General features: G+C 33.7%; 19 protein-coding genes and 1 riboswitch. Of the genes, 14 read left to right on the top strand and 5 right to left on the bottom strand.

What is annotated here, in order from left to right; translation table 11 throughout:
- Positions 1–9: 9 nt before the first annotated feature.
- Together ACKJXD_RS04425 and queD are read right to left on the bottom strand one after the other, a co-directional pair.
- On the bottom strand, positions 10–624 hold the full coding sequence (locus ACKJXD_RS04425; protein WP_430875649.1) for a 7-carboxy-7-deazaguanine synthase QueE: 615 nt from the start codon (positions 622–624) through the stop codon (positions 10–12).
- A 2-nt stretch (positions 625–626) separates the two neighbouring features.
- Entirely contained in the window at positions 627–1,049 is a 423-nt protein-coding gene (gene queD / locus ACKJXD_RS04430) for a 6-carboxytetrahydropterin synthase QueD (RefSeq protein ID WP_065559312.1), read from the bottom strand.
- A gap of 3 nt (positions 1,050–1,052) precedes the next feature.
- Positions 1,053–1,098: riboswitch (PreQ1 riboswitch) on the bottom strand.
- Positions 1,099–1,381: 283 nt separating this feature from the next.
- On the opposite strand from queD, the gene clpB reads away from it, so the two are divergent.
- The 4 genes from clpB (at position 1,382) to ACKJXD_RS04450 (ending at position 7,030) form a co-directional block, all read left to right on the top strand.
- Positions 1,382–3,952 (top strand): ATP-dependent chaperone ClpB, encoded by a 2,571-nt coding sequence (clpB, locus tag ACKJXD_RS04435; protein WP_430875650.1) that lies wholly within the window; start codon positions 1,382–1,384, stop codon positions 3,950–3,952.
- A gap of 819 nt (positions 3,953–4,771) precedes the next feature.
- On the top strand, positions 4,772–5,248 hold the full coding sequence (locus ACKJXD_RS04440; RefSeq protein ID WP_430875651.1) for a hypothetical protein: 477 nt from the start codon (positions 4,772–4,774) through the stop codon (positions 5,246–5,248).
- 70 nt (positions 5,249–5,318) lie between these two features.
- Positions 5,319–5,735, top strand: coding sequence for a hypothetical protein (locus ACKJXD_RS04445; protein WP_294828908.1), 417 nt, complete (start codon positions 5,319–5,321; stop codon positions 5,733–5,735).
- Positions 5,736–6,226: 491 nt separating this feature from the next.
- A complete protein-coding gene (locus ACKJXD_RS04450) occupies positions 6,227–7,030 on the top strand; it encodes a Cof-type HAD-IIB family hydrolase (protein ID WP_430875652.1) in 804 nt (267 codons plus the stop codon).
- A gap of 37 nt (positions 7,031–7,067) precedes the next feature.
- On the opposite strand, the gene ACKJXD_RS04455 is transcribed toward ACKJXD_RS04450, so the two are convergent.
- On the bottom strand, positions 7,068–7,829 hold the full coding sequence (locus ACKJXD_RS04455) for a DeoR/GlpR family DNA-binding transcription regulator (protein ID WP_430875653.1): 762 nt from the start codon (positions 7,827–7,829) through the stop codon (positions 7,068–7,070).
- A 232-nt stretch (positions 7,830–8,061) separates the two neighbouring features.
- On the opposite strand from ACKJXD_RS04455, the gene alr reads away from it, so the two are divergent.
- Both alr and mltG read left to right on the top strand, forming a co-directional pair.
- On the top strand, positions 8,062–9,150 hold the full coding sequence (gene alr, locus ACKJXD_RS04460; RefSeq protein WP_294828900.1) for an alanine racemase: 1,089 nt from the start codon (positions 8,062–8,064) through the stop codon (positions 9,148–9,150).
- 3 nt (positions 9,151–9,153) lie between these two features.
- The gene (mltG, locus tag ACKJXD_RS04465; RefSeq protein WP_220216867.1) at positions 9,154–10,170 is read left to right on the top strand and encodes an endolytic transglycosylase MltG; all 1,017 of its coding nucleotides are present in this window, start codon (positions 9,154–9,156) and stop codon (positions 10,168–10,170) included.
- Between the two features lie 83 nt (positions 10,171–10,253).
- On the opposite strand, the gene ampD is transcribed toward mltG, so the two are convergent.
- Positions 10,254–11,135: a 1,6-anhydro-N-acetylmuramyl-L-alanine amidase AmpD gene (gene ampD, locus ACKJXD_RS04470; RefSeq protein ID WP_430875654.1), complete on the bottom strand. Its 882-nt coding sequence runs from the start codon at positions 11,133–11,135 to the stop codon at positions 10,254–10,256.
- 188 nt (positions 11,136–11,323) lie between these two features.
- Here ampD and ppdD point away from each other — a divergent pair, with 188 nt between their 5' ends.
- The 5 genes from ppdD to ACKJXD_RS04495 all read left to right on the top strand — a co-directional run bounded on the left by ppdD (position 11,324) and on the right by ACKJXD_RS04495 (position 16,172).
- Positions 11,324–11,752 (top strand): prepilin peptidase-dependent pilin, encoded by a 429-nt coding sequence (gene ppdD, locus ACKJXD_RS04475; RefSeq protein WP_255556843.1) that lies wholly within the window; start codon positions 11,324–11,326, stop codon positions 11,750–11,752.
- Positions 11,753–11,784: 32 nt separating this feature from the next.
- A complete protein-coding gene (locus tag ACKJXD_RS04480) occupies positions 11,785–12,891 on the top strand; it encodes an ATPase, T2SS/T4P/T4SS family (protein ID WP_430875655.1) in 1,107 nt (368 codons plus the stop codon).
- Entirely contained in the window at positions 12,888–14,063 is a 1,176-nt protein-coding gene (hofC, locus tag ACKJXD_RS04485; RefSeq protein ID WP_220216870.1) for a protein transport protein HofC, read from the top strand. Before ACKJXD_RS04480 ends, hofC begins: the two co-directional genes overlap by 4 nt.
- A complete protein-coding gene (locus ACKJXD_RS04490) occupies positions 14,063–14,812 on the top strand; it encodes a prepilin peptidase (protein ID WP_430875656.1) in 750 nt (249 codons plus the stop codon). The genes hofC and ACKJXD_RS04490 overlap by 1 nt, the downstream gene beginning before the upstream one ends.
- Before the next feature lie 205 nt (positions 14,813–15,017).
- Positions 15,018–16,172 (top strand): M20 aminoacylase family protein, encoded by a 1,155-nt coding sequence (locus ACKJXD_RS04495; protein WP_430875657.1) that lies wholly within the window; start codon positions 15,018–15,020, stop codon positions 16,170–16,172.
- A gap of 178 nt (positions 16,173–16,350) precedes the next feature.
- Here ACKJXD_RS04495 and ygfZ read toward each other — a convergent pair whose 3' ends face one another.
- A complete protein-coding gene (gene ygfZ, locus ACKJXD_RS04500) occupies positions 16,351–17,229 on the bottom strand; it encodes a tRNA-modifying protein YgfZ (protein WP_430875658.1) in 879 nt (292 codons plus the stop codon).
- A 273-nt stretch (positions 17,230–17,502) separates the two neighbouring features.
- Here ygfZ and ilvI point away from each other — a divergent pair, with 273 nt between their 5' ends.
- The 3 genes from ilvI to ACKJXD_RS04515 all read left to right on the top strand — a co-directional run bounded on the left by ilvI (position 17,503) and on the right by ACKJXD_RS04515 (position 21,513).
- Positions 17,503–19,221, top strand: coding sequence for an acetolactate synthase 3 large subunit (ilvI, locus tag ACKJXD_RS04505; RefSeq protein ID WP_220216874.1), 1,719 nt, complete (start codon positions 17,503–17,505; stop codon positions 19,219–19,221).
- Positions 19,221–19,718 (top strand): acetolactate synthase small subunit, encoded by a 498-nt coding sequence (ilvN, locus tag ACKJXD_RS04510; RefSeq protein WP_220216875.1) that lies wholly within the window; start codon positions 19,221–19,223, stop codon positions 19,716–19,718. Before ilvI ends, ilvN begins: the two co-directional genes overlap by 1 nt.
- Positions 19,719–19,788: 70 nt before the next feature.
- On the top strand, positions 19,789–21,513 hold the full coding sequence (locus tag ACKJXD_RS04515) for an IgaA/UmoB family intracellular growth attenuator (protein ID WP_430875659.1): 1,725 nt from the start codon (positions 19,789–19,791) through the stop codon (positions 21,511–21,513).
- Positions 21,514–21,589 lie beyond the last annotated feature (76 nt).

The following is a 21,589-nucleotide window of genomic DNA, read 5'->3' on the forward strand; positions in this document are numbered from 1 at the left end:
AAAATTCATCTACTCTATATTTGCTAATTTATGCGTTTGAATATTCAGTAACCATTTATTTTCAATACGATTTTGATTAATTTGTCCAAGTAATGTGATAGTCTCATGCATATTAAACTCGCCATTTTTTTCACATGGCGATAAGTAATAGCGTTTAGCTTGAATATTTTGTTCAATATATTGGCAAAACAAAATGAAGTCAGGATGATTTTCAGCAACGATTCTCACTTCATTAGCAATAGACTGGACTATTTTTTGATAACGTGATTGATAGCAAAACTTTGGACTGAGAGCGATATAGTCAATTAAAGCGTCGACTTTGCCTAAACCATTACTTTCAATAGCTATAAAATAACCCGCTTGTTTAAGGGGTAAGAGTAATTTAGATAGATCTTTAACTAAGGTTGGCTCGCCACCCGTGATAATGATATTTTTGCTTTTATACTGCTTCACTTTGTCGAGAAGTTGATCTAATGTGAAACGGGTATATTGGCGAAAATTAGTATCACACCAACAACAATTTAGATTACAACCTGCCAAGCGAATAAAAATGGCGGGCATACCGGTATTATAACCTTCGCCTTGCAGTGATTCGAAGATTTCAACAATACGAAACTCAAGCATAGTTAACTCCGTTGATACTCGCAGTATGAGCTTGGGGTTTCCCACAGTTTAATCTTGGATATGGGTAAATAGTTCGATAAACAATCAAAAATGTATTGACTCATCCCTTCTGCGGTTGTTCGACACGGAAAAGCAAATGTTTTTCGATCCATTTCTTGCAATAAGGTAGCAATACGGCATTCATTAACATTGTTTTGGTGGTAAAGATAAGCATGATCGAGCGGATCAATAATATGTTTTTTTACAATGGATTTGAGATCAGCGTAATCCATTACCATATCTTCGCTGGAACCCTTATTAATGAGTTCACCACTAATTTCGACGACTAAACGGTAAGTATGACCATGCAGGTTATGACATTTTTTGTTATGCCCGTCTAACATGTGACAAGCATCAAATTGGAACTCTTTGGCAATTTTGAACATTTTACATTCCTAGTTTTTTTTCGTGGGATGGATCACGAACCACGGTTAGTTAACCTAACAGAAGAAAGCGGTTAATATAATAGATATCAAGTTATTTGTCACCTTTCAATTATTATCTGAAACCGGATATCTTATTTAGGATGCGATTGTAAATATATTTAAATTTATCATTTTTAGGTCTAAAATGTTTCACGTTAGTCAATTTTTATTATCTGTAAAAAAATTCTTGACAAGCTCTTGAAATTTTTCCTTCCACACTCATTTAGTCATTATGCAAATGGAATAAGTGTTTAATCATTTATGCCAAATTTATTGCTAAGGAGATAGATAATATGAGGTTAGATAAACTCACAAACAAATTTCAACAAGCTTTAGCTGATGCGCAGTCTTTAGCATTAGGTAAAGATAATCAGTATATAGAGCCTATCCATGTACTCTCAGCAATGCTTAATCAAGAAGGTAGTAGTGTTAAACCATTATTGGCTGCTGCTGGAGCAAATAATACCATTTTACAACAAGAATTAAATCAATCAATTGAACGACTGCCTCAAGTGCAGGGTGTCGGTGGCGAAGTTATCCCTTCTCAAGATTTAATCAAAGTTTTAAATCTATGCGATAAGTTATCTCAAAAAAATGGGGATAGTTATATCTCTTCTGAGCTATTTATATTAGCCGCATTAGACGAAAAAGGGAGCCTTGGCGATATCCTAAAAAATTCGGGTGTCACTAAAGACAAATTTCTTCAAGCAGTCAATCAATTAAGAGGAAGCGATAACGTGAATGATCCAAATGCAGAAGATCAACGTGGTGCGTTGAAAAAGTATACTATTGATTTAACACAGCGTGCAGAACAAGGTAAACTCGATCCGGTTATTGGACGTGATGAAGAGATCCGCCGTACGATACAAGTGTTACAACGTCGTACCAAAAATAACCCTGTGTTAATTGGTGAACCGGGTGTGGGTAAAACTGCGATTGTTGAAGGATTAGCACAACGTATTGTGAATCGTGAAGTTCCCGAGGGATTACGTAATAAACGTGTCTTATCCTTGGATATGGGCGCCTTAATCGCTGGTGCTAAATATCGTGGTGAGTTCGAAGAGCGTTTGAAAGCTGTCCTTAAAGACATCGCTAAAGAAGAAGGTCGTATCATTCTGTTTATCGACGAAATTCATACCATGGTCGGTGCCGGTAAAGGCGATGGTGCTATGGATGCCGGAAACATGTTAAAACCAGCTTTAGCTCGTGGTGAATTACACTGCGTTGGGGCAACAACACTTGACGAATATCGTCAATATATTGAAAAAGATCCTGCATTGGAACGTCGTTTTCAAAAAGTTTATGTGGCTGAACCGACTGTTGAAGACACCATTGCCATTTTGCGTGGTTTGAAAGAGCGTTATGAATTGCATCATCATGTTCAAATTACCGATCCAGCCATTGTGGCTGCGGCAACCTTATCGCATCGTTATATTTCAGATCGTATGTTGCCAGATAAAGCCATTGACTTGATTGACGAAGCTGCATCGAGTATTCGTATGCAAATGGATTCTAAACCAGAATCATTAGATCGTCTTGAAAGACGTATCATTCAACTTAAACTTGAGCAACAAGCGCTTAAAAAAGAGTCGGATGATGCCAGTAAAAAACGACTTGAGATGTTAAATAATGAACTTGCTGAAAAAGAAAAGGATTATGCGTCACTTGAAGAAGAGTGGAAATCAGAGAAAGCTGCACTTTCGGGCACTCAGAATATCAAAGCAGAGTTGGAAAAAGCTCGCACTGAGATAGAACAAGCTCGTCGAGCAGGGGATTTAAACAAGATGTCGGAATTGCAATATGGCAAAATTCCGGAACTTGAAAAGAAACTCGCTGCGGCCACGCAATTAGAAGGTAAAACCATGAAATTATTGCGTAACAAAGTGACCGATAATGAGATTGCCGAAGTATTATCGAAAGCGACGGGTATTCCTGTTTCGAGAATGCTTGAAAGCGAAAAAGATAAATTACTACACATGGAAGACGCTTTACATAAACGTGTTATTGGGCAAGATGAAGCTGTTGTCGCTGTTGCAAATGCTATTCGTCGTAGCCGTGCCGGTCTTTCTGATCCGAATAAACCGATTGGGTCTTTCTTATTCTTAGGTCCAACAGGTGTGGGTAAAACCGAACTTTGTAAAGCATTGGCAAACTTTATGTTTGATAGTGAAGATGCCATGGTACGGATTGATATGTCTGAATTCATGGAAAAACATTCCGTTGCTCGCTTAATTGGTGCGCCTCCTGGTTATGTTGGTTATGAAGAGGGCGGATATTTAACCGAAGCCGTACGACGTCGACCTTATTCAGTAATTTTACTGGATGAAGTGGAAAAAGCGCATCCGGATGTCTTTAATATTTTATTACAAGTCTTAGATGATGGTCGCTTAACTGACGGACAAGGTCGTACAGTTGATTTCCGCAATACGGTTATCATCATGACATCTAACTTGGGTTCAGACTTAATTCAAGGACAAGTTGAGCTTAGTTATGACGAAATGAAAGCATTAGTTATGACTGTGGTAACTAAACATTTCAGACCTGAATTTATCAACCGTATTGATGAAACGGTGGTCTTCCATCCACTAGGTCAAGAAAACATCAAAGCGATTGCTAGAATTCAATTGGCACATGTTGAAAAACGCTTAGATGAACGAGGTTATGAAATGGATATTTCTGATGCAGCGTTAGAACATCTTGCTAAAGTTGGTTTCGATCCAATTTATGGTGCAAGACCGTTAAAACGCGCTATTCAACAAGAAATTGAAAACCCATTAGCACAACAAATATTGTCCGGTAAATTAGTACCAGGTAAAACCATTCATTTGGATTTAGTGGGTGATAATATCGAAGCTAAACAGTAATCAACAAATAAACCGACCTTAATGGTCGGTTTTTTTGTAGTTGAGTATTTGGATTTGTAATTTATAAAAAAATCAATGTGCTTTCCGATTAATTTATCCTACCTAATGCAAGTTATCGTCTAAAATAATGAAGAATTATTAGCTAAAAGATTTAGTATTTCCAAAATATAATTGGTATTAATAATTATAAAATTTCATCTAGTGATTTTGATAAATAAATATTCCCTAAATAACCGTTACTACTAATTTGGGCAGCAATATTTATCCCCATCTTATTTGTGTACTATTGTTTGTAATCCAGAAAAATAAAAAATCGATCTTTTGCTATTTTTAGTATTGATTCGTTAATGCAAAAGATAATTCGTATCGAGTTTGTTATTAACATATTTATTTAAAAGATCCTAAATCAGAATTTGTAGCTAATAAAAGTATCGTTGCTGAGTTAGATAGATAAAGTAATTTTATTATTTTTCATAACGTTATCAATAACTTTCATAAAAGTGTAATTGAAAACGAATTTAATTTGGTGTATGAAAGGGAAGTAAGTTATACTTTTCATAAGAAGAAGTTATTATGCGAAAATCATCGTAAAATTGATGATTAAATCGTAAATTTTTTATGGAGCATATTAGCAATATTAACCAATTATATATTGTTTTGATCTAACATGTACTATCTTTGGTTTAACAATAAGAAATAATTAAAATGAATTGCAAATCTCAATTTTATGTTAAACTCGTCGATGATAATAAGCTGATGGAATTTATAATAATAAGTTTGATATTATTATTTGTTAGTCTTTGTATTGTCGGTATCTTCATGTTATTAAATTATATCCCTAGCTTATGGTACTTAGTTTTTTTAATTGTATTTTTAATTTGTTTAGGTTGTTTTTGTTTTTCACGATTACACCAATTTGAATACCTCACCATAAGTTTTAATGAGCACAGTTTAATATTTTCATCGGATAAAAAGCCTCAAATTGAATTCTCTTTTCAACACATTAAATCATTTTCAGTGTTAAAAGATAAAGCTTATCAAGAATTAAGACAACAATCATTTCAATTGTGTGTTTATGATCCTACAAAACGGAAAGACATTAAAATTAGGTTTTCTGCTGCCAAAAGAATGCAAAACATTTCAAATTCAAAGGAAAACTATATTTGCTTTGTCACTTTTTTTGACGAATTTATTAAGAATGTGATTGAACCGCAACTCGACCTTGTCCACAAGGCAACAATTACTGAATTAATGTTTGGAGAACATTCAGTAGCAGTTGAATATGTGAGAAAGTAGCTAATTCTTTTGACGAAATAAAATTGTCAATGATATAAGAAAAAGAACTTAATGTTTAATAAGGATAGATATGGGCCACTGTTATCGATTTTCAGGATATTATAATGGGTCGGTTTTAAAAGAAAAAGTTATAGAGGTCTACTTTGATGAATATGAAATGATACTTACTTTTTTTGAACAAGGAAGAAATAAATTTTTAATAGAAAAAATTCATTCTATCACTATTAGTTGTATTAATCAGGTTCAATTTAGTTTGGAAATCGTAGCATCTACTCCTAATTTAGACAAAAAACATTTTCTTATGGAAGTTAGAAAATCCTCTTTTTTTGATAATGAAAAAGAACAAAATTTTTTAAATTTCAGGCAATTTATTGATGCATTTTATGAACAAGAAATTGAAACTAAATTCAAGTTAGTTAGAGTATCATGTGAAAGTAGTAGTTCGACTAAATTTGGTAGAACTACTCGAGTGTACAAAAGGAGATAATTTCGTAAGAGATATCAATTATGTTAATTAAGGCTATTATGTTTTTTCGTACAGATATTCAGCCACAGATTTTAAATGATTTAGCTGAATAACATAATGCTATGTCTCCTAATTAGCCGATGTATTTTTTACCTAAAAGCAAAATATTCTATCATGAATTGTTATTAAAAAATCAACGCAATGTTAAATTTGATATATTTTATCTGTACTAAACGTATCAATTAACTGTTTCATTGTTTTTATTCTGTTTACACTTCTAACTCTGATTACTTCATTTTTTTTCATAATATTGATAGCTTTTTAGTTTCTATATGCTGGCTAAAAGTGTAAAAAACAGTACTCTTTTTCAGAGAAAATGTTAGCGGTTCATTATTGAACTGAATTTATCGAGCACTAATAAATACATAAAATATTGCACAATACATCACAATAGATCATAATCTATCACACCAAGACTTTTATCATAAAGATAAATTGCAAGGAGAGTTGATATGATTAAGCTAATTATCAGTGATTTAGACGGTACTTTTTTAAACAATCAGGGTGATTATGATCGCCAGCTATTTGCTAAAGTGTATGAACAAATGGCAGAACAGGGTATCCATTTTATGGCTTGTACCGGTAAACAATGTGAACGGGTTGAAGAGCTATTTGGTGATTACAGCGATAAAATTTGGATAGTTGGTGATAGCGCAACCACCATAAAACATAATGGCGAATTTATTTATCGCTCATTCATACCTAACGAATTAGGACAGCGCATAATAAAAACCTTGGAACAAGTTAGTCAAGAGCACATTATCATTGCTTGTACTGCTCAAGGAGCCGTTATCAAAGCCCATTTACCTGAACGATTAAAAGCTAAAGTTCGTGGTTCTTATGCAACCATAATTGAAGTGGATGATCTTTCTCTTATCGGTGATGACTTTATCAAAATCACTGTATATGATGAAAAAGGGCAATGTTTACAAACTCGACAGCATTTAACCCCTTTTGAAAACCAAGCTTATATTGTGGTGTCTGAAGCTGCATGGATTGATATCACTCAGCATGATGTTCATAAAGGAAATACTATCAAAAAATTACAGCAGCTACTTAAGGTAAGTTATCATGAAACCATGGCATTTGGTGATGGTTACAACGACATAGAATTACTTGAACAAGCGGAATACAGTTTTGCTATGCGTAATGCATTTGAAGAAACCAAAGCTGTCGCAAAATTTATCACCGGTTTTAATGATGATAGTGCGGTACTGAATACGATAAAGCAACTAATTGAATTACAAAGCAAATGATGGCATGCTCAGATTCAGTTGATGACAGCTGAATCTATTAAGCGATTTCTATTTTGAGATTAAAACCTTCAAAGCCCTCAATTTTGCTATCTCGACTAGCGATAATGATATCTATATCTTCACAAGCGGCAACTTTATAACGTGCAACTTGTTGCATTTTGTCGGCAATCACTGCGGCTATAACCTCATTACTTTGAGCAATGACCTCTTTTTTGAAGCAGGCATCATCATAATAAACTGCGCTTAACCCTGCATGCGGGTCAAGTCCACAAACGCCAATAAAGGTTTGATCAAAGACCATATTTCGGATTTGATTAACGGTATCAGCGCCCATTGTTCCCCCCGTTAACGGATTGACTTTGCCACCTAATAAAATGAGCTCGCCATTGGTTCGACTACTTAAGACCGAAGCAATTTGAGGAGAATTGGTGACAATCGTTAATGTCAAATTTTGTGGGATATAGCTCGCCATTGCTAAATAGGTCGAGCCAGTATCAATAAAAATGCAGGAATTATCTTTGATTAATTTTGCACATTTTATTGCTACCGAAGATTTTTCGTCTACACTTTGATTAACACGAGTTTCAAATGTGGCTGACTGTTTTAAATGGCTAACTGCTCCACCATATACACGCTTGCAAACACCGTCACGGGCGAGTTTTTGTAAATCTCGACGAATCGTATGTTCTGAGACTCCTAACAATTTAACTAAATCAGCACTGACAACACGCCCTTTTTCATTCAGAAGCTGCCGGATAAAAGATTGGCGTTGTTCAGGGAATGCATCATAATCAATCATCTAATATCCTTTAACGATTCGAATTATTTATACGACTATTATTCATGATAATACCAATATCTGAGGCAATTGAAAATAAGCTAAAGAAGCTAATATTGCTTAATTACAGGATTAGCAAATTAATAATAGCTATTTTTCATGTTATTATTTTTCTAAAATTTTTATTTTTTATTTGTGATTCTATCGAACAGAAATTACAATACTTTCCTTTATATTGATTAGGCTAGAATAGATGTCTATTGTCGTAGTTGAAGTGAATCGTCGGGCTATTACAGATAATATTGAATTTTTTAGAAAAAAATCAACTAATAGTGCTCTGATGGCGACTGTTAAAGCCAATGCATATGGTCATGGTCTTGAAGGTGTATCTGAATTACTACAGGATAAAGTGGATTATTTTGGTGTTGCACGTATCTCTGAAGCAATAAGACTAAGGAATAAAGGAATTAATACACCAATTGTTTTATTAGAGGGATTTTTTCCTCATGATGACATTAACGATTTAATTGATTTTAATTTACAGCCTGTTGTTCATTCAAGTTGGCAGATTGATAAATTATTAGATATTAAATTAAATAATCAAATTACTGCATGGTTCAAAATCGATACCGGTATGCATCGCTTAGGGTTTCAAATGGATGAAGCACTAGCAGAATTTATTCGATTAACTCAATGTCCTGTTGTACGTAAATCGGTTAATCTTATTAGCCACTTTAGCAGTGCCGATGAACTTGATTCAGAACAGACAATCAAACAAAATGCGTTATTTGACCAATTCATTAATTTAATTCCTGACAAATCCTATCTGAATAAATATTCCATTGCCGCATCAGGTGGACTACTGGCATGGCCTGACTCTCATCGAGATATAATTCGTGCCGGTATTGCATTATATGGTGTTTCTCCTTTCGAACATGCCGTTGAAGAACTAACGCCAGCAATGACTTTTAAATCAGAATTAATTACGATAAGGAAACACAAAAAAGGTGAAGCAGTCGGATATGGTCAAATATGGAAAAGTAAAAAAGAAACAAAACTTGGCGTTGTTGCAATGGGTTATGGTGATGGATATCCTCGGAATATTCCTGAAAATACACCAGTGCTAGTTAATGGTCGACGAGTCCCTATTGTTGGTCGAGTCTCAATGGATATGATTGTGGTTGATTTAGGTATTGATTCACTTGAAAAACCTGGAGATGAAGTTATTTTTTGGGGAGCGCAGCTTCCTGTTGAAGAAATTGCAAAGCACACGGGGATTAGTGCTTACGAGTTATTAACACGCCTTACGGAACGGGCAAAAATTCATTATATAGATAAATAGGTTATGATTAAAAAAATTCTTTTATACACTTTTTTCACAATGATTTTAGTTGTTGTTGGTTCAGTTTCAATTGGTTACTACTTCTTGCATCAATTTTCAAAACAACAAATTAATGTTACCAATCAAAATGAAATATTCATTTTAAAAAAAGGGACGTCTTTAAATCAGTTAATTGAACAAGTTAAACAATCTAATTTATTAGAGCAGGTTTATTTACTTCCTTATTTGTATAAGTTAGATCCTAAATTAAGTTCCATTAAAGCAGGTACCTATCAATTACATCCGCATATGACAGTAGCCGATTTTTTAAAATTGCTCGTGTCAGGAAAAGAAAATAATTTTTCAATTAAGTTTGTTGAAGGTAAACGAGCCAAAGATTGGTTGAAGGTAATAAGAAATTCACCTTATATAACGCAAACTCTCAAAGATAAATCGAATGAAGAAATTGCGCAAATATTAGGCATAGAAGGTTCACTTGAGGGTTGGTTATCACCAAACACCTATCTTTATACGGCAGAGACTTCCGATATTAATTTATTGAAACGTGCTCACCTTACGATGAAGAGTAATTTACAGAAGGTTTGGGATAACCGTGATAAGGATTTACCCTATAATACACCTTATGAATTGCTAATAATTGCTTCAATAATAGAAAAAGAGACTAGCTTAAGTTCTGAACGAGCCAATGTCGCCTCTGTTTTCGTTAATCGATTGAGAGCTAAAATGAAGTTACAAACTGATCCGACGATTATTTATGGTTTAGGCGATAAATATACAGGAAAGATTAGGCGTATTGATATAACTGATACTAATAATCCTTATAATACTTACGTGATTCAAGGATTGCCCCCAACGCCTATTGCTATGCCTAGCTTGGCTTCATTAGAGGCGGCAGCGCACCCTGCCAATACAGATTATCTGTTTTTTGTAGCTAATGGAACGGGTGGGCATACCTTTTCATCTAACTACAGTAATCATCAGAAAGCGGTGAATGAATATCGTCGAAAAATGAATAAGTGATATTTTCTTCTAAATTACTGCGTTTACAGCGCAGTAATTTATTCAAATGATTAATCTATAACGTTAGTATAGAACATAAAAGTTTATTTTATGGACTCTAAATTATTTTCTAATTTTGATAACTGATCTAATTCTTCAAGTAAATTGATTAGTTGGCTAACATTGTGTTCATGTTCTTTTAAAGCTTCTTCAAAATATGGACGTAAGGCAAACATTGGGATGTCTGAATTTGCATCGATTATTGCTTGTATTCGGGGAATAAAAATCCATTGTAACCATTCATGCGCTTGCATGGTATCAACTGCAAAGGGTTCTTTGCTTAAAAATGAATCAGGATGAGGCGGCATGGTTTGCCATAAACGCACTGCTTGTAGCTCTTGTTTGATAAGTTCCAGTTGATTGATTATTGCGTTAGTTTGTGTTTTTTTTGCTAGTAGATATCGATAATATAACCAATCAAAGTTCGGGCCTGGATCTGTTTTCCTTTCTGGGGCTATATCACTATGACCAACGATATCTTTAATAAAGTAATTTTGTTTTAATAATAAGGTCACATTCACAAGTTGTTGGTATTGAACTTCTGTGAATTTATCACTGTCACAACCCTCCATCTCTATTCCTATTGAAAAGTCATTACAATTTTCACGACCCTCAAAATATGATATCCCTGCATGCCAAGCTCGTTTATCGAATGGAACAAATTGAATAATCTCACCATCACGACGTATAAATATATGACTAGATACCTGTAATTGATATATTTTCGCAAAATAGGGATCTAAATTCGGATCAAGTTTACCTGTAAATAATTGTTCTACATACGGACCACCATATTGATTTGGCGGTAAACTTATATTATGAATCACTAGTAATGAAATTGGTATGTCGTTTGGTCTTTCATTATAAAATGGTGATTTGATTTGTTTAACACCTTGCAACCAACCATTAACGATGTTTAAAGACATTTTAACTCCCACAAATAAATTGCTGATTTATGCGATACACTTCGCAATAATTTGAAAATTAGATAAAAACGTAAACGTCTTTCGTTATTCAATTTTCCAATACTACAACCCGTTATTATTCCATTTTTTTGAAAAGCTATAAAGTTATGCATGTTAAAAAATAATTTAATTTTTAGGAGTCATTCATAATGAACCAATCGGGATTTACTTTATTTGAACTTATGATTGCTATTGTAGTAATCGCTATTTTAACTGCAATTGGACTGCCAGCTTATCAAGGATATGTAAAAAAAGCTGCGATGACCGATATGTTACAGACAATGATATCTTATAAAACAGCTGTTGAAATTTGTGCTATTGAACAAGGTAATGTAGCCAATTGTAATAATGGAAATTATGGTATCCCTTTAACGAAAACAACTAATTATGTTATGTCGATTTCTGTTATTGATGGAGTTATCAAATTGACAGGAAAAGGTGCCTTATCAGGTCTAACAACGACTTTGACGCCTACACCAAATTTAACGCATGGTAATTTAGATTGGGCTAGAAGTTGTGAAACTGCTCCTTTAGATGCAACTTTAAATCAAATTTGTGAAGATATATTTAAATTTTAAGTTATAAATATTTGAAGTAAGGATAAAGGGTAATGCAAGAACAGCAATTAGTTGAATGTATTGATAAATTATTACTTTCAGCATTAGAAAAAAGAGCTTCGGATATTCATTTTGAGCCTTATCAACATAGTTACCGTATACGTATGCGTATTGATGGGGTTTTGCAAAATATGTCATCACCTTCCCTTACGTTAGCCAAAAAAATAGTAGCTCGTTTAAAAATTATGGCTAAATTAAATATAGCTGAACAACGTTTACCCCAAGATGGGCAATTGATAATTAAAAATTATACTATGCGTATTTCAACCATACCTGTCCAAAATGGTGAAAAAGTTGTTTTACGTGTAATGGATAATTATGAGTCTGAGCTCACGTTAGATGATTTAGGTTTAACCGAAGATAATCTACGTACTTTTAGACAGATTTTGAATCAACCGCAAGGATTGATATTAGTCACTGGTCCTACGGGTAGTGGTAAGACCATGACGCTTTATTGTGGTTTAAAAATCTTAAATCAACCTAGTTGTAATATCTGTAGTGTTGAAGATCCGATTGAAATTCCGGTTGAAGGAATCAATCAAACTGCGGTCAATCCTAAAGCTGGTTTGGAATTTGCGACGGTTTTGCGTTCGTTATTAAGGCAAGATCCAGATGTAATAATGGTTGGTGAGATTCGTGATTATGAAACAGCAGAAATTGCTATTCAGGCTGCCCAAACAGGACATTTAGTATTATCAACCTTACACACCAATTCAAGTATAGAAGGAATAACACGGCTTAATCAGATAGGTATAGAAAGATTTCTCATCGCATCATGTTTAAAACTAATTATTGCACAACGATTGGTACGTAAGCTTTGCCCCTATTGTAAAGTGATTGCTAATGAGTTGATTATAATGGATAAAAAATCAATACCTCACTATATCGCCAAAGGATGTGAAAAATGTATTGGTGGCTATGTTGGACGAGTAGGATTATACGAATTTTTAGTGATTACACCTGATGTTCAACATCAAATATTAAATGAACAAGCAATTTCTCCATTAAATTTTATTTCATTAAAAAAAGCAGGGCAACACTTAGTCAAAAACGGGATTACGTCTTTAGATGAATTGAATAGAGTGTTAGGCGATATATGAAAAGAATTTATTATTGGTATGACTTAAATTTTATTGAACACAAAATTGTGGCTGTATCTCTGATAGACGCAAGGAGACAATTGTTATTACAAGGTAAAATTGCTTTTAAGATCAAAGCAGGAAAATTTATCCGTAAGAGCAGTTTCAATCGAAATGATTTGTTAATTATCACCAAGCAATTAGCTACTATGATTAAAGCTGGTTTACCTCTTCTTGAAAGTCTACATTTATTAGCACAAGAACATCCAAAATCACATTGGCAATATTTACTCACTGAAATAGAACAACAGATTTCTTTAGGAGAGTCACTATCAATAGTTTTAACCCAATATAAATCTGTATTTCCTCCTCTTTATAGTGAAATTATTGCAACAGGGGAATTGACAGGTCAGCTGGATTTAAGTTTTGAACAATTAACATTACAATTAGAACAAACAATTCATTTAGAAAAATGTATAAAAAAAGCGATGCGTTACCCTTTATTCCTTCTAACTGTATCGCTGTTGGTAACGTTAATTATGTTATTATTTGTTTTGCCTAAATTTTCAGATATTTATCAGAGTTTTGATGCACAGCTTCCTCCTTTTACTCAATTGATTATTAATACCTCTAACTTTTTGCGGGAAAAATTTTGGTTTGGGTGTTTATTAACTATGTTGGTTTTTTTTTGTTATAGATACTATTTTAAAAAACGTTATCAGAAGAAAATAGATTATTTCATGTTAAAAACGCCTTTAGTAGGTAAAATTATACAATGCCATAATTTAACCCATTTTTTTCAAACCGTTTCAATTACTCAAATTGCGGGCATTCCTTTAATTGCCGGATTGAATGCAGCTGCAAATACACTTTTAAATCACAATTATCGTGAAACAATTTATCAAATGATAGCAGGAATAGAACAAGGTCACTCTTTCAGTTCAGTACTTCAACAGCAAACGCTGTTTCCGCATTTATGTTATCAATTAATTCAAGTAGGGGAGGAGTCAGGGACACTAGATACGATGTTAGAAAAATTGGCTTATTATTATCAAGAACAAAATCAGACATTAACCGATAATTTAACACAATTATTTGAACCTGCATTAATGTTAGTGTTGGCGTTAATTGTTGGTGGATTGATCATAGCTATATATTTACCGATATTTCAACTTGGTGAGGTCATTAGTTAGTGGTAATTTTTATTTTTTATTTAGGCTTATGTTTTGGTAGTTTTATTTCTGTTGCATACTATCGTTTTTCACCGTCCTATTCTTTTTTTGAATTTGCTATTGCCATTTCTTATCCTCGATCAAATTGTCGAGGTTGTCAAAAAGGCTTAAAGCTTTGGCATTTAATTCCTCTTTTTTCATGGTTATTACTCAGAGGACGTTGTTATTATTGTCACTGCAAAATTGCATATAGATACTTAATACTGGAAATAATGGTTTCACTCCTTTTTTTGCTTATTTATTTAAATAACGGTTTAAATTTTCGTAGTATCATTCTTATGTGGCTTGCTTGTTATTTCTTGCTCTTATCTATGATTGATCTTCAGTATTACCTATTACCCGATTTTTTTACTTTGCCCTTAATGTGGTTGGGTATTATTGCTGCTTATTTTGAATTATTTGATATCTCATTAAGGGATGCTGTAGCAGGTATAGTTATTGGATATCTGTTATTAAAAATTCCTGCTGGATTATTTTATTTAATAACCAACAAACAAGGGTTAGGGCAAGGGGATATTAAATTACTTGCAGCTTTAGGTTCATGGCTACCTTATCAAACGCTTCCTCTTATACTAATGTGTTCATCAATTTTGGGTATAATTTATTATTTAATTTTACGTTTTATAGTTCGACTTCCCTCATTAACCATTATTCCGTTCGGCCCTTTTTTATTGATTCCTAGTTATTTTATGTGTTATAGCTATTTATGAAACACAATCAATTAATTTTAAATATTATTTTGCAAAGGGATCAATAGAGTCATTTCTTTTTATTAAGCCTTTTATTTAAGGAAACTTATAACTAAAATGGATAACCATAGTAAAATTAGTTATTTCTCTCTATATATAAAACCTATTATAGTTAATCAAATAGCTTTATGGATTGCTTATTAATCTGTTACAGAAGGAACAATGAATGAATACTATTAGTCAACTTAAAGAAGAAATGATCTCTTGGCGCCATAATATCCATGCTCATCCAGAAACCGCTTTTCAAGAAACCAATACAACACAATTTATTATTGAAAAACTTAAATCATTTGGTATTACTGAATTGTATACTGAATTTGCTCCAACAGGTGTTGTCGGTATTATTAAAGGAAACAAAGAAGGGCGCGTTATAGGTCTTCGAGCGGATATCGATGCTTTGGATATTATTGAAGAAAATAATATTGATTATTGTTCAACAATCCATGGGAAAATGCACGCTTGTGGGCATGATGGTCACACTGCAATATTACTCGGTACTGCTAAATATTTGTGCCAGCATCGTGATTTTAGTGGAACCGTGGTGGTTATTTTTCAGCCCGCCGAAGAAAACGAAGGCGGCGGTCGGGTAATGGTCGAAAATGGTCTATTTGATAAATTTCCCATTGAAGCTGTATACGGTATTCACAATCAGCCCAATATGGCACTGAATCATTTCTATATTAATCATGGCGCCATAATGGCATCCTATGATGTGTTTGAAATTACTGTCACAGGTGTTGGCGCACATGCAGCGGCACCACATCTGGGTAAAGATACAATTTTAACTGCAACACAAATTGTCAATGGATTACAAAGTATTGTGAGCCGTAATGCCGATCCACTTAGCTCACTAGTTGTCAGCGTAACACAAATTCATAGTGGCGATACTTGGAATGTATTACCTCAACAGGCTGTAATTCGAGGAACAGTTCGGGCATTTAGTTCTGATGTGCAGGACATGGCTGAATCAAGAATCAAACAGATAGCACAGGGTATCGCATCAACTTTTGACGCCAAAGCGGAAGTCAATTATCAGCGTCGTTATCCTGCTACCGTAAACTATGCTAAGCAGGCGGATATAGCCATTAGCGCAGCAAGAAAAGTGGTGGGCGATAATAATGTAACGATTGATCCTCCTCCTTCAATGGGATCTGAAGATTTTGCCTTTATGTTACAAAAGGTGCCCGGTGCGTATGTTTGGTTAGGTGCTGGGCAGGGAGCAAATTTGCATAATCCTGCCTACAATTTTAATGATGATTTACTTATAACAGGTGTTAAATATTTTATTGAAGTTGTGAATCAAGAATTAGAAAATCTATAATTCTTAAATGGTATTATAAATTTGCTGGGATTTAACATTTAATCCCAGCAAATTATTATTAAACAAACTGATATTTGAAAAAATATTAAGCCAAATAATCTATCAACCTTTTAGCTTAAATTTGTGTTATGTGTACGCTGTTTAATTTTTATAATCAGTACTATCACGATATCACGAATTAGTGAAAAGATAGTTTACTGTCAACTTGCCCTTTTATTCTGAAGGCCGTATTAATATCTATTCCATTAGGAAGCACCACTTGTACATAAACATTATTATTCTGATCTAGTTTTAGTGCTGCCAATATTTGGCCTCCTTCTCGCCAGTTTCCTTCAATCTGATATTCAACCGTATCCCCTATAATTGGGAGTACTGGACTGCTACCTGATAATAAATAAAGTCCTCTTTTATTTGCGCCACGAAATTGTGCTCTGGCGACCATTTCTTGTCCACAATAGCAACCTTTATCGAAACTAATTGCATTGTGAAGTTGTAAATTGCAAGCTTGAGGTAATAAACTTTCTATATTTTCGGCATCAATAACTGCATAACCGGCTTCTAAATCTAGGCGAAGCCATTGATCACAAGATTGTAAATTGTTCTCTGATAAATTAGGCGTAATCATAATAATGCGAGGTTGTGGTAGAGGCAGTTTAATATAAGTAATATTGTTTTCCGTCATGCAATTATTATCGTTGAATTTAGAAAGAAGCGAAGCAGGGATTGCATCAGCAATGAGTCCTACCATATGCAAATCTTCTACGATTTCTATTATAACCTTGGAAAAAACTGCATACTTTTTGAGTTCTGCAACTTGTCTGTTTGCAACACTTTTTCTTAGTATGTAATAAATATCTTGCCCACGTCTAAATAATAAAATGTTACTCCACATTTTTCCTTTTGCATCACAGTGCGCTGCATACAATGCTGAATGTTCGGAAAGATTTTTCATATCAATGGTTACTTGTCCTTGCAAAAACTTAAGATTGTCTTCACCTGATACTTTTACTATTTGCCAATCAGCAAGGGAAATAGGTTCAAAAGAATAATTGCTCATGATAATACCTTTTAGGAATAATGTGTCGAGTTTAGATAAGGCTAAAAATAGACTTTTTCAAAGTGTATAGAAAAAACCGGTAAATAACAATAAATCACAATAATAATATTTTTTCTTAAAAAATTTAACTATATGTTTTATATATTTTTTTGAATTTGTTTTTTTAATGCAATTTGTTTATAAAAATTAGTACTTACTGAAGTTTGTTTATTGATTTAATGTATTTGATAATGCAAAATAAATGACTAATTTGTAATATTGGAGGCAACAACGATGGCAAAACTGTCAGGCGCAGAAATGGTCATTCAATCTTTGATTGATCAAGGAGTAAAACAGATATTTGGTTATCCCGGTGGTAGTGTTCTTGATATCTACGATGCAATTCATACTTTAGGTGGTATTGAACATATATTAGTTCGTCATGAACAAGCTGCTGTACATATGGCTGATGGTTATGCAAGGGCTACAGGTGATGTGGGTGTTGTACTTGTAACATCAGGGCCTGGAGCGACCAATACCATTACCGGTATTGCGACCGCATACATGGATTCTGTGCCATTGGTTGTTATTTCAGGTCAGGTTGCAAGTAACTTGATTGGAAATGATGCCTTCCAAGAGTGTGATATGGTCGGTATATCTCGTCCAATAGTTAAACATAGTTTTCTGATAAAAGATTCTAAAGACATTCCTGAAATTATTAAGAAAGCATTCTATATTGCGTCAACTGGTAGGCCCGGCCCGGTTGTGATTGATCTGCCAAAAGATATTGTTAATCCAGCAAATAAATACAATTACCATTATCCTAAATCTGTCTCAATGCGTTCGTATAATCCAACTATTCAGGGACATAAAGGACAAATTAAAAAAGCATTAACGACATTATTGGCAGCTAAAAAACCCGTCCTTTTTATTGGCGGAGGGGTAATTAGTGCAGGTGCAAGTGATGCAATTAAATCTTTAGCCGAAAAATTGAATCTACCCGTTGCGTCAACCTTAATGGGAATAAGTGCTTTTCCTGGAACAAATAAACATTATTTAGGCATGATTGGAATGCATGGGGTTTATGAAGCCAATATGGCGATGCACAGCGCTGATGTGATTTTAGCCGTTGGTGCAAGATTTGATGATAGAACAACCAATAATGTTGAAAAATATTGCCCCTTGGCGAAAATAATTCATGTCGATATTGATCCAACTTCAATTTCAAAAACAATTTCTGCAACTATTCCTGTGGTGGGTGATGCAAAAAAAGTGGTTGAAACGATGTTATCTGAGCTTAATGAATTACAAGCTGACCGTGATCTTGATGCATTAGTGGATTGGTGGAAACAAATTGATCATTGGCGTTCACGTCACTGTTTAGCTTATAGCCATGAAGGTGACAGCATCAAACCACAAGAAGCGATTGAAGTTTTGTATAAATTAACTAAAGGTAATGCTTTTGTTACTACTGATGTCGGTCAACATCAAATGTTTACGGCTTTATATTATCCATTTGATAAACCTCGTCATTTTATTACTTCTGGTGGTCTTGGTACCATGGGGTTTGGTCTTCCGGCTGCACTTGGGGTTAAACTCGCTTTTCCTGATCAATGTGTCGTGTGTGTAACTGGTGATGGCAGTATTCAAATGAATATTCAAGAACTTTCAACTGCTTTACAATATGGTTTACCAGTCATTGTCTTGAATTTAAATAATCGTTTTTTAGGTATGGTTAAACAGTGGCAAGATATGATTTATGCTGGGCGGCACTCTTGTTCATACATGGAATCATTGCCTGATTTTGCAAAAATAGCAGAAGCTTATGGTCATGTTGGAATGGTCATAACTAAACGAGAAGACCTTGAAGCAAAACTTAAAAAAGCGTTGTCGATTAAAGATCGTCTAGTCTTTGTCGATGTCATGACCGATGCTACTGAACATGTCTACCCAATGCAAATACGTGGTGGAGCAATGAACGAAATGTGGCTGAGTAAAACGGAGAGAACCTAATGCGATATATTTTATCAATTTTAACAGAAAATGAACCTGGAGCATTATCTCGAATTATTGGTTTATTCTCACAGCGTGGTTTTAATATTGAAACCATCACTACAGCACCAACAGAAGATCCGACTATGCACCGTATGACTATTCAAACAACGGGTGATGAACATGTGCTTGAGCAGATTCAAAAGCAACTTCATAAACTTGTGAATGTTTATCGTGTTAATGATTTAACAGAAGGGCCTCATGTTGAACGAGAAATCATGTTAGTCAAAGTTACAGCTAAAGGATCTGACGCACGTGATGAAGTTAAACGCTGTGCCGATATTTTTAGAGGTTCAATAGTTGATGTTACCGCATCTCATTACATTGTTCAGTTATCGGGGACAAGCGAAAAGTTAGATTCGTTTTTATCCTCTATTCGTGAAACGTGTAATATTGTTGAAATTGTTCGTTCTGGAATTATCGGTTTATCTCGGAGTGAAAAATCAGTCAATCATTAATTTTATAGTTGAAAATTAAAAGTTAAATTTTACTTTATTATAAAATAAGCGTTATAAGGAATAAGTGTTAATGCCGTTTTTTGCTATTATGACCATAATTCACTTAATTATTTCATTTATTTATTCTATTATTTCTTATCCAATAAAAAAGTTTAGAAGAAATAAATATAAAAATAAGCTAATAGCCGGTAGTTCGGTTATTGACCTCAAATCTTTTAGAATGTTAACTAAAGAGGAAATAAATGGTGTAGAAAGCTATTTATCGATGACTTGTAACCAATCCTCAGATAAAAAAAAGTCATCATTAGTTTCTCGAGAAGTGATGTTAATATCCGGTAGTTGTGTCAAACAAACTAAATTTTCGCATAACGAAAACACTTATTCCTATAAAATCCATAATATTGATGTTGTATTTCCTTTCAACATGGATCGTTACCTTAGTGATTATAATGAAGTTGAAATTGCGCTTACGCAAAATTTCGCTATTGCTGTTAAGTTAAATGATCACAAAATAGGTTCAGCATTATATGCTGCCTATTTGGCAGATGAAAAAAATGATAAACAAAGTTCGGTATATTGGCAGAGCGGCGTTTCAAAATTCTCCCAAGGCGAAAACTTCGATGAAAATGCTATTCATTCAGTGAGACCAAATGCTAGATTAAGTAAAAAATTGGGTTACGAAATTTTATCAGTTCGAAAAGAAACATCTCAAGAATCAGCTTCCCGTAACAAATTAAATAGAGGAATACTCACGGCATTTTTTTGTTTTTTTGTCGTAAGCTATTTTAATCGTTTTTGGGATACAAAAGAGTTAAACGATCTGTTTTGGTTTGGAGTGAATTTTCTGGTTGCTATTTACTTTTATTTTCGTAAACCAAAATATAAAGCTAAAGTGCGATTTATTAATCAAGTAAAAGGGAGAATAACGAGAAAAATTGTTAAATCCAATGAGATTATAATTGGTCATGGTTTGAAATTAAAGTATCCCAAAAATTGGCAATCATTTATCCCTGAAAATAGCACTTTTGATGTTGATTTAGATGTTGATGTTGACAGTAAAAAAATTGTTCGTTATGGCTACGACTTGTCGGTTAGTAAAGAGGTTGAACAATTCGGGCCACCAAAATTTTGGGGACGAAATTTATGGCTTTTTTTAGTTGGCGTGTTTTATGTTTATGGTGTTAATTATCGAGCAGATGTATGTGACAATTTCTCATTTGTTTATCATCAATACAATCACGATTCTAAACGTTGGTTTTTTGATGATGTATCAAAATTAATAACGAGCAACATCAAATCGGGTGATGTAGTGAAATTTAATTTTTTAGATGTGTCATTGACATGTGAAGTACCTGTTAAAAATAAAGCCGATAGATGTATTCAAGCATTAATTCACAGTGCAACTAGCAATAGCTCTTTTCATCTTGCCAGTTCCACAAGCTATTTTATTCTACATGGTATAAAAGAAAAGATAAGTTCTCAATTGGGTGAAAGTGTAGATCCACAATCTGACAAAAACTTTCATACAGATCATATCGTGGTCACGATGTCGGGATTCGTTTCAAATGTTGATTATGACACTAATCATACCATTTCAACATTAACCATAAATATGCAAGAGTTATACCAAAAAGATATAAGCGAAAATCTATTGCCAATTTGTATAAATCTGCTGTTATTTTTGCTTTTAGCTTCAGTGACCATTCTTAACGGTATTATGTTCTTGTTGAAACCAATTTTGAATCGAATTCGTAATTTTAAAATTAAAAATTTCTATACTTATCGTATACTTTAGGTTGATTGTCGACATTATTGATATTTTTTAATAAAAAATTGGCAGAGTAATGATTTAACCAGCTTAAATCAAAGAT

Origin of the sequence: Gilliamella sp. G0441 (assembly GCF_050589305.1) — a bacterium.
Lineage (GTDB): Bacteria > Pseudomonadota > Gammaproteobacteria > Enterobacterales > Orbaceae > Gilliamella.

Bases quoted from the DNA above. Each gene is read 5' to 3' on its own strand.
- ACKJXD_RS04425 (WP_430875649.1), bottom strand. From the start codon at position 624: ATGCTTGAGTTTCGTATTGTTGAAATCTTCGAATCACTGCAAGGCGAA.
- queD (WP_065559312.1), bottom strand. From the start codon at position 1,049: ATGTTCAAAATTGCCAAAGAGTTCCAATTTGATGCTTGTCACATGTTA.
- clpB (WP_430875650.1), top strand. From the start codon at position 1,382: ATGAGGTTAGATAAACTCACAAACAAATTTCAACAAGCTTTAGCTGAT.
- ACKJXD_RS04440 (WP_430875651.1), top strand. From the start codon at position 4,772: ATGTTATTAAATTATATCCCTAGCTTATGGTACTTAGTTTTTTTAATT.
- ACKJXD_RS04445 (WP_294828908.1), top strand. From the start codon at position 5,319: ATGGGCCACTGTTATCGATTTTCAGGATATTATAATGGGTCGGTTTTA.
- ACKJXD_RS04450 (WP_430875652.1), top strand. From the start codon at position 6,227: ATGATTAAGCTAATTATCAGTGATTTAGACGGTACTTTTTTAAACAAT.
- ACKJXD_RS04455 (WP_430875653.1), bottom strand. From the start codon at position 7,829: ATGATTGATTATGATGCATTCCCTGAACAACGCCAATCTTTTATCCGG.
- alr (WP_294828900.1), top strand. From the start codon at position 8,062: ATGTCTATTGTCGTAGTTGAAGTGAATCGTCGGGCTATTACAGATAAT.
- mltG (WP_220216867.1), top strand. From the start codon at position 9,154: ATGATTAAAAAAATTCTTTTATACACTTTTTTCACAATGATTTTAGTT.
- ampD (WP_430875654.1), bottom strand. From the start codon at position 11,135: ATGTCTTTAAACATCGTTAATGGTTGGTTGCAAGGTGTTAAACAAATC.
- ppdD (WP_255556843.1), top strand. From the start codon at position 11,324: ATGAACCAATCGGGATTTACTTTATTTGAACTTATGATTGCTATTGTA.
- ACKJXD_RS04480 (WP_430875655.1), top strand. From the start codon at position 11,785: ATGCAAGAACAGCAATTAGTTGAATGTATTGATAAATTATTACTTTCA.
- hofC (WP_220216870.1), top strand. From the start codon at position 12,888: ATGAAAAGAATTTATTATTGGTATGACTTAAATTTTATTGAACACAAA.
- ACKJXD_RS04495 (WP_430875657.1), top strand. From the start codon at position 15,018: ATGAATACTATTAGTCAACTTAAAGAAGAAATGATCTCTTGGCGCCAT.
- ygfZ (WP_430875658.1), bottom strand. From the start codon at position 17,229: ATGAGCAATTATTCTTTTGAACCTATTTCCCTTGCTGATTGGCAAATA.
- ilvI (WP_220216874.1), top strand. From the start codon at position 17,503: ATGGCAAAACTGTCAGGCGCAGAAATGGTCATTCAATCTTTGATTGAT.
- ilvN (WP_220216875.1), top strand. From the start codon at position 19,221: ATGCGATATATTTTATCAATTTTAACAGAAAATGAACCTGGAGCATTA.
- ACKJXD_RS04515 (WP_430875659.1), top strand. From the start codon at position 19,789: ATGCCGTTTTTTGCTATTATGACCATAATTCACTTAATTATTTCATTT.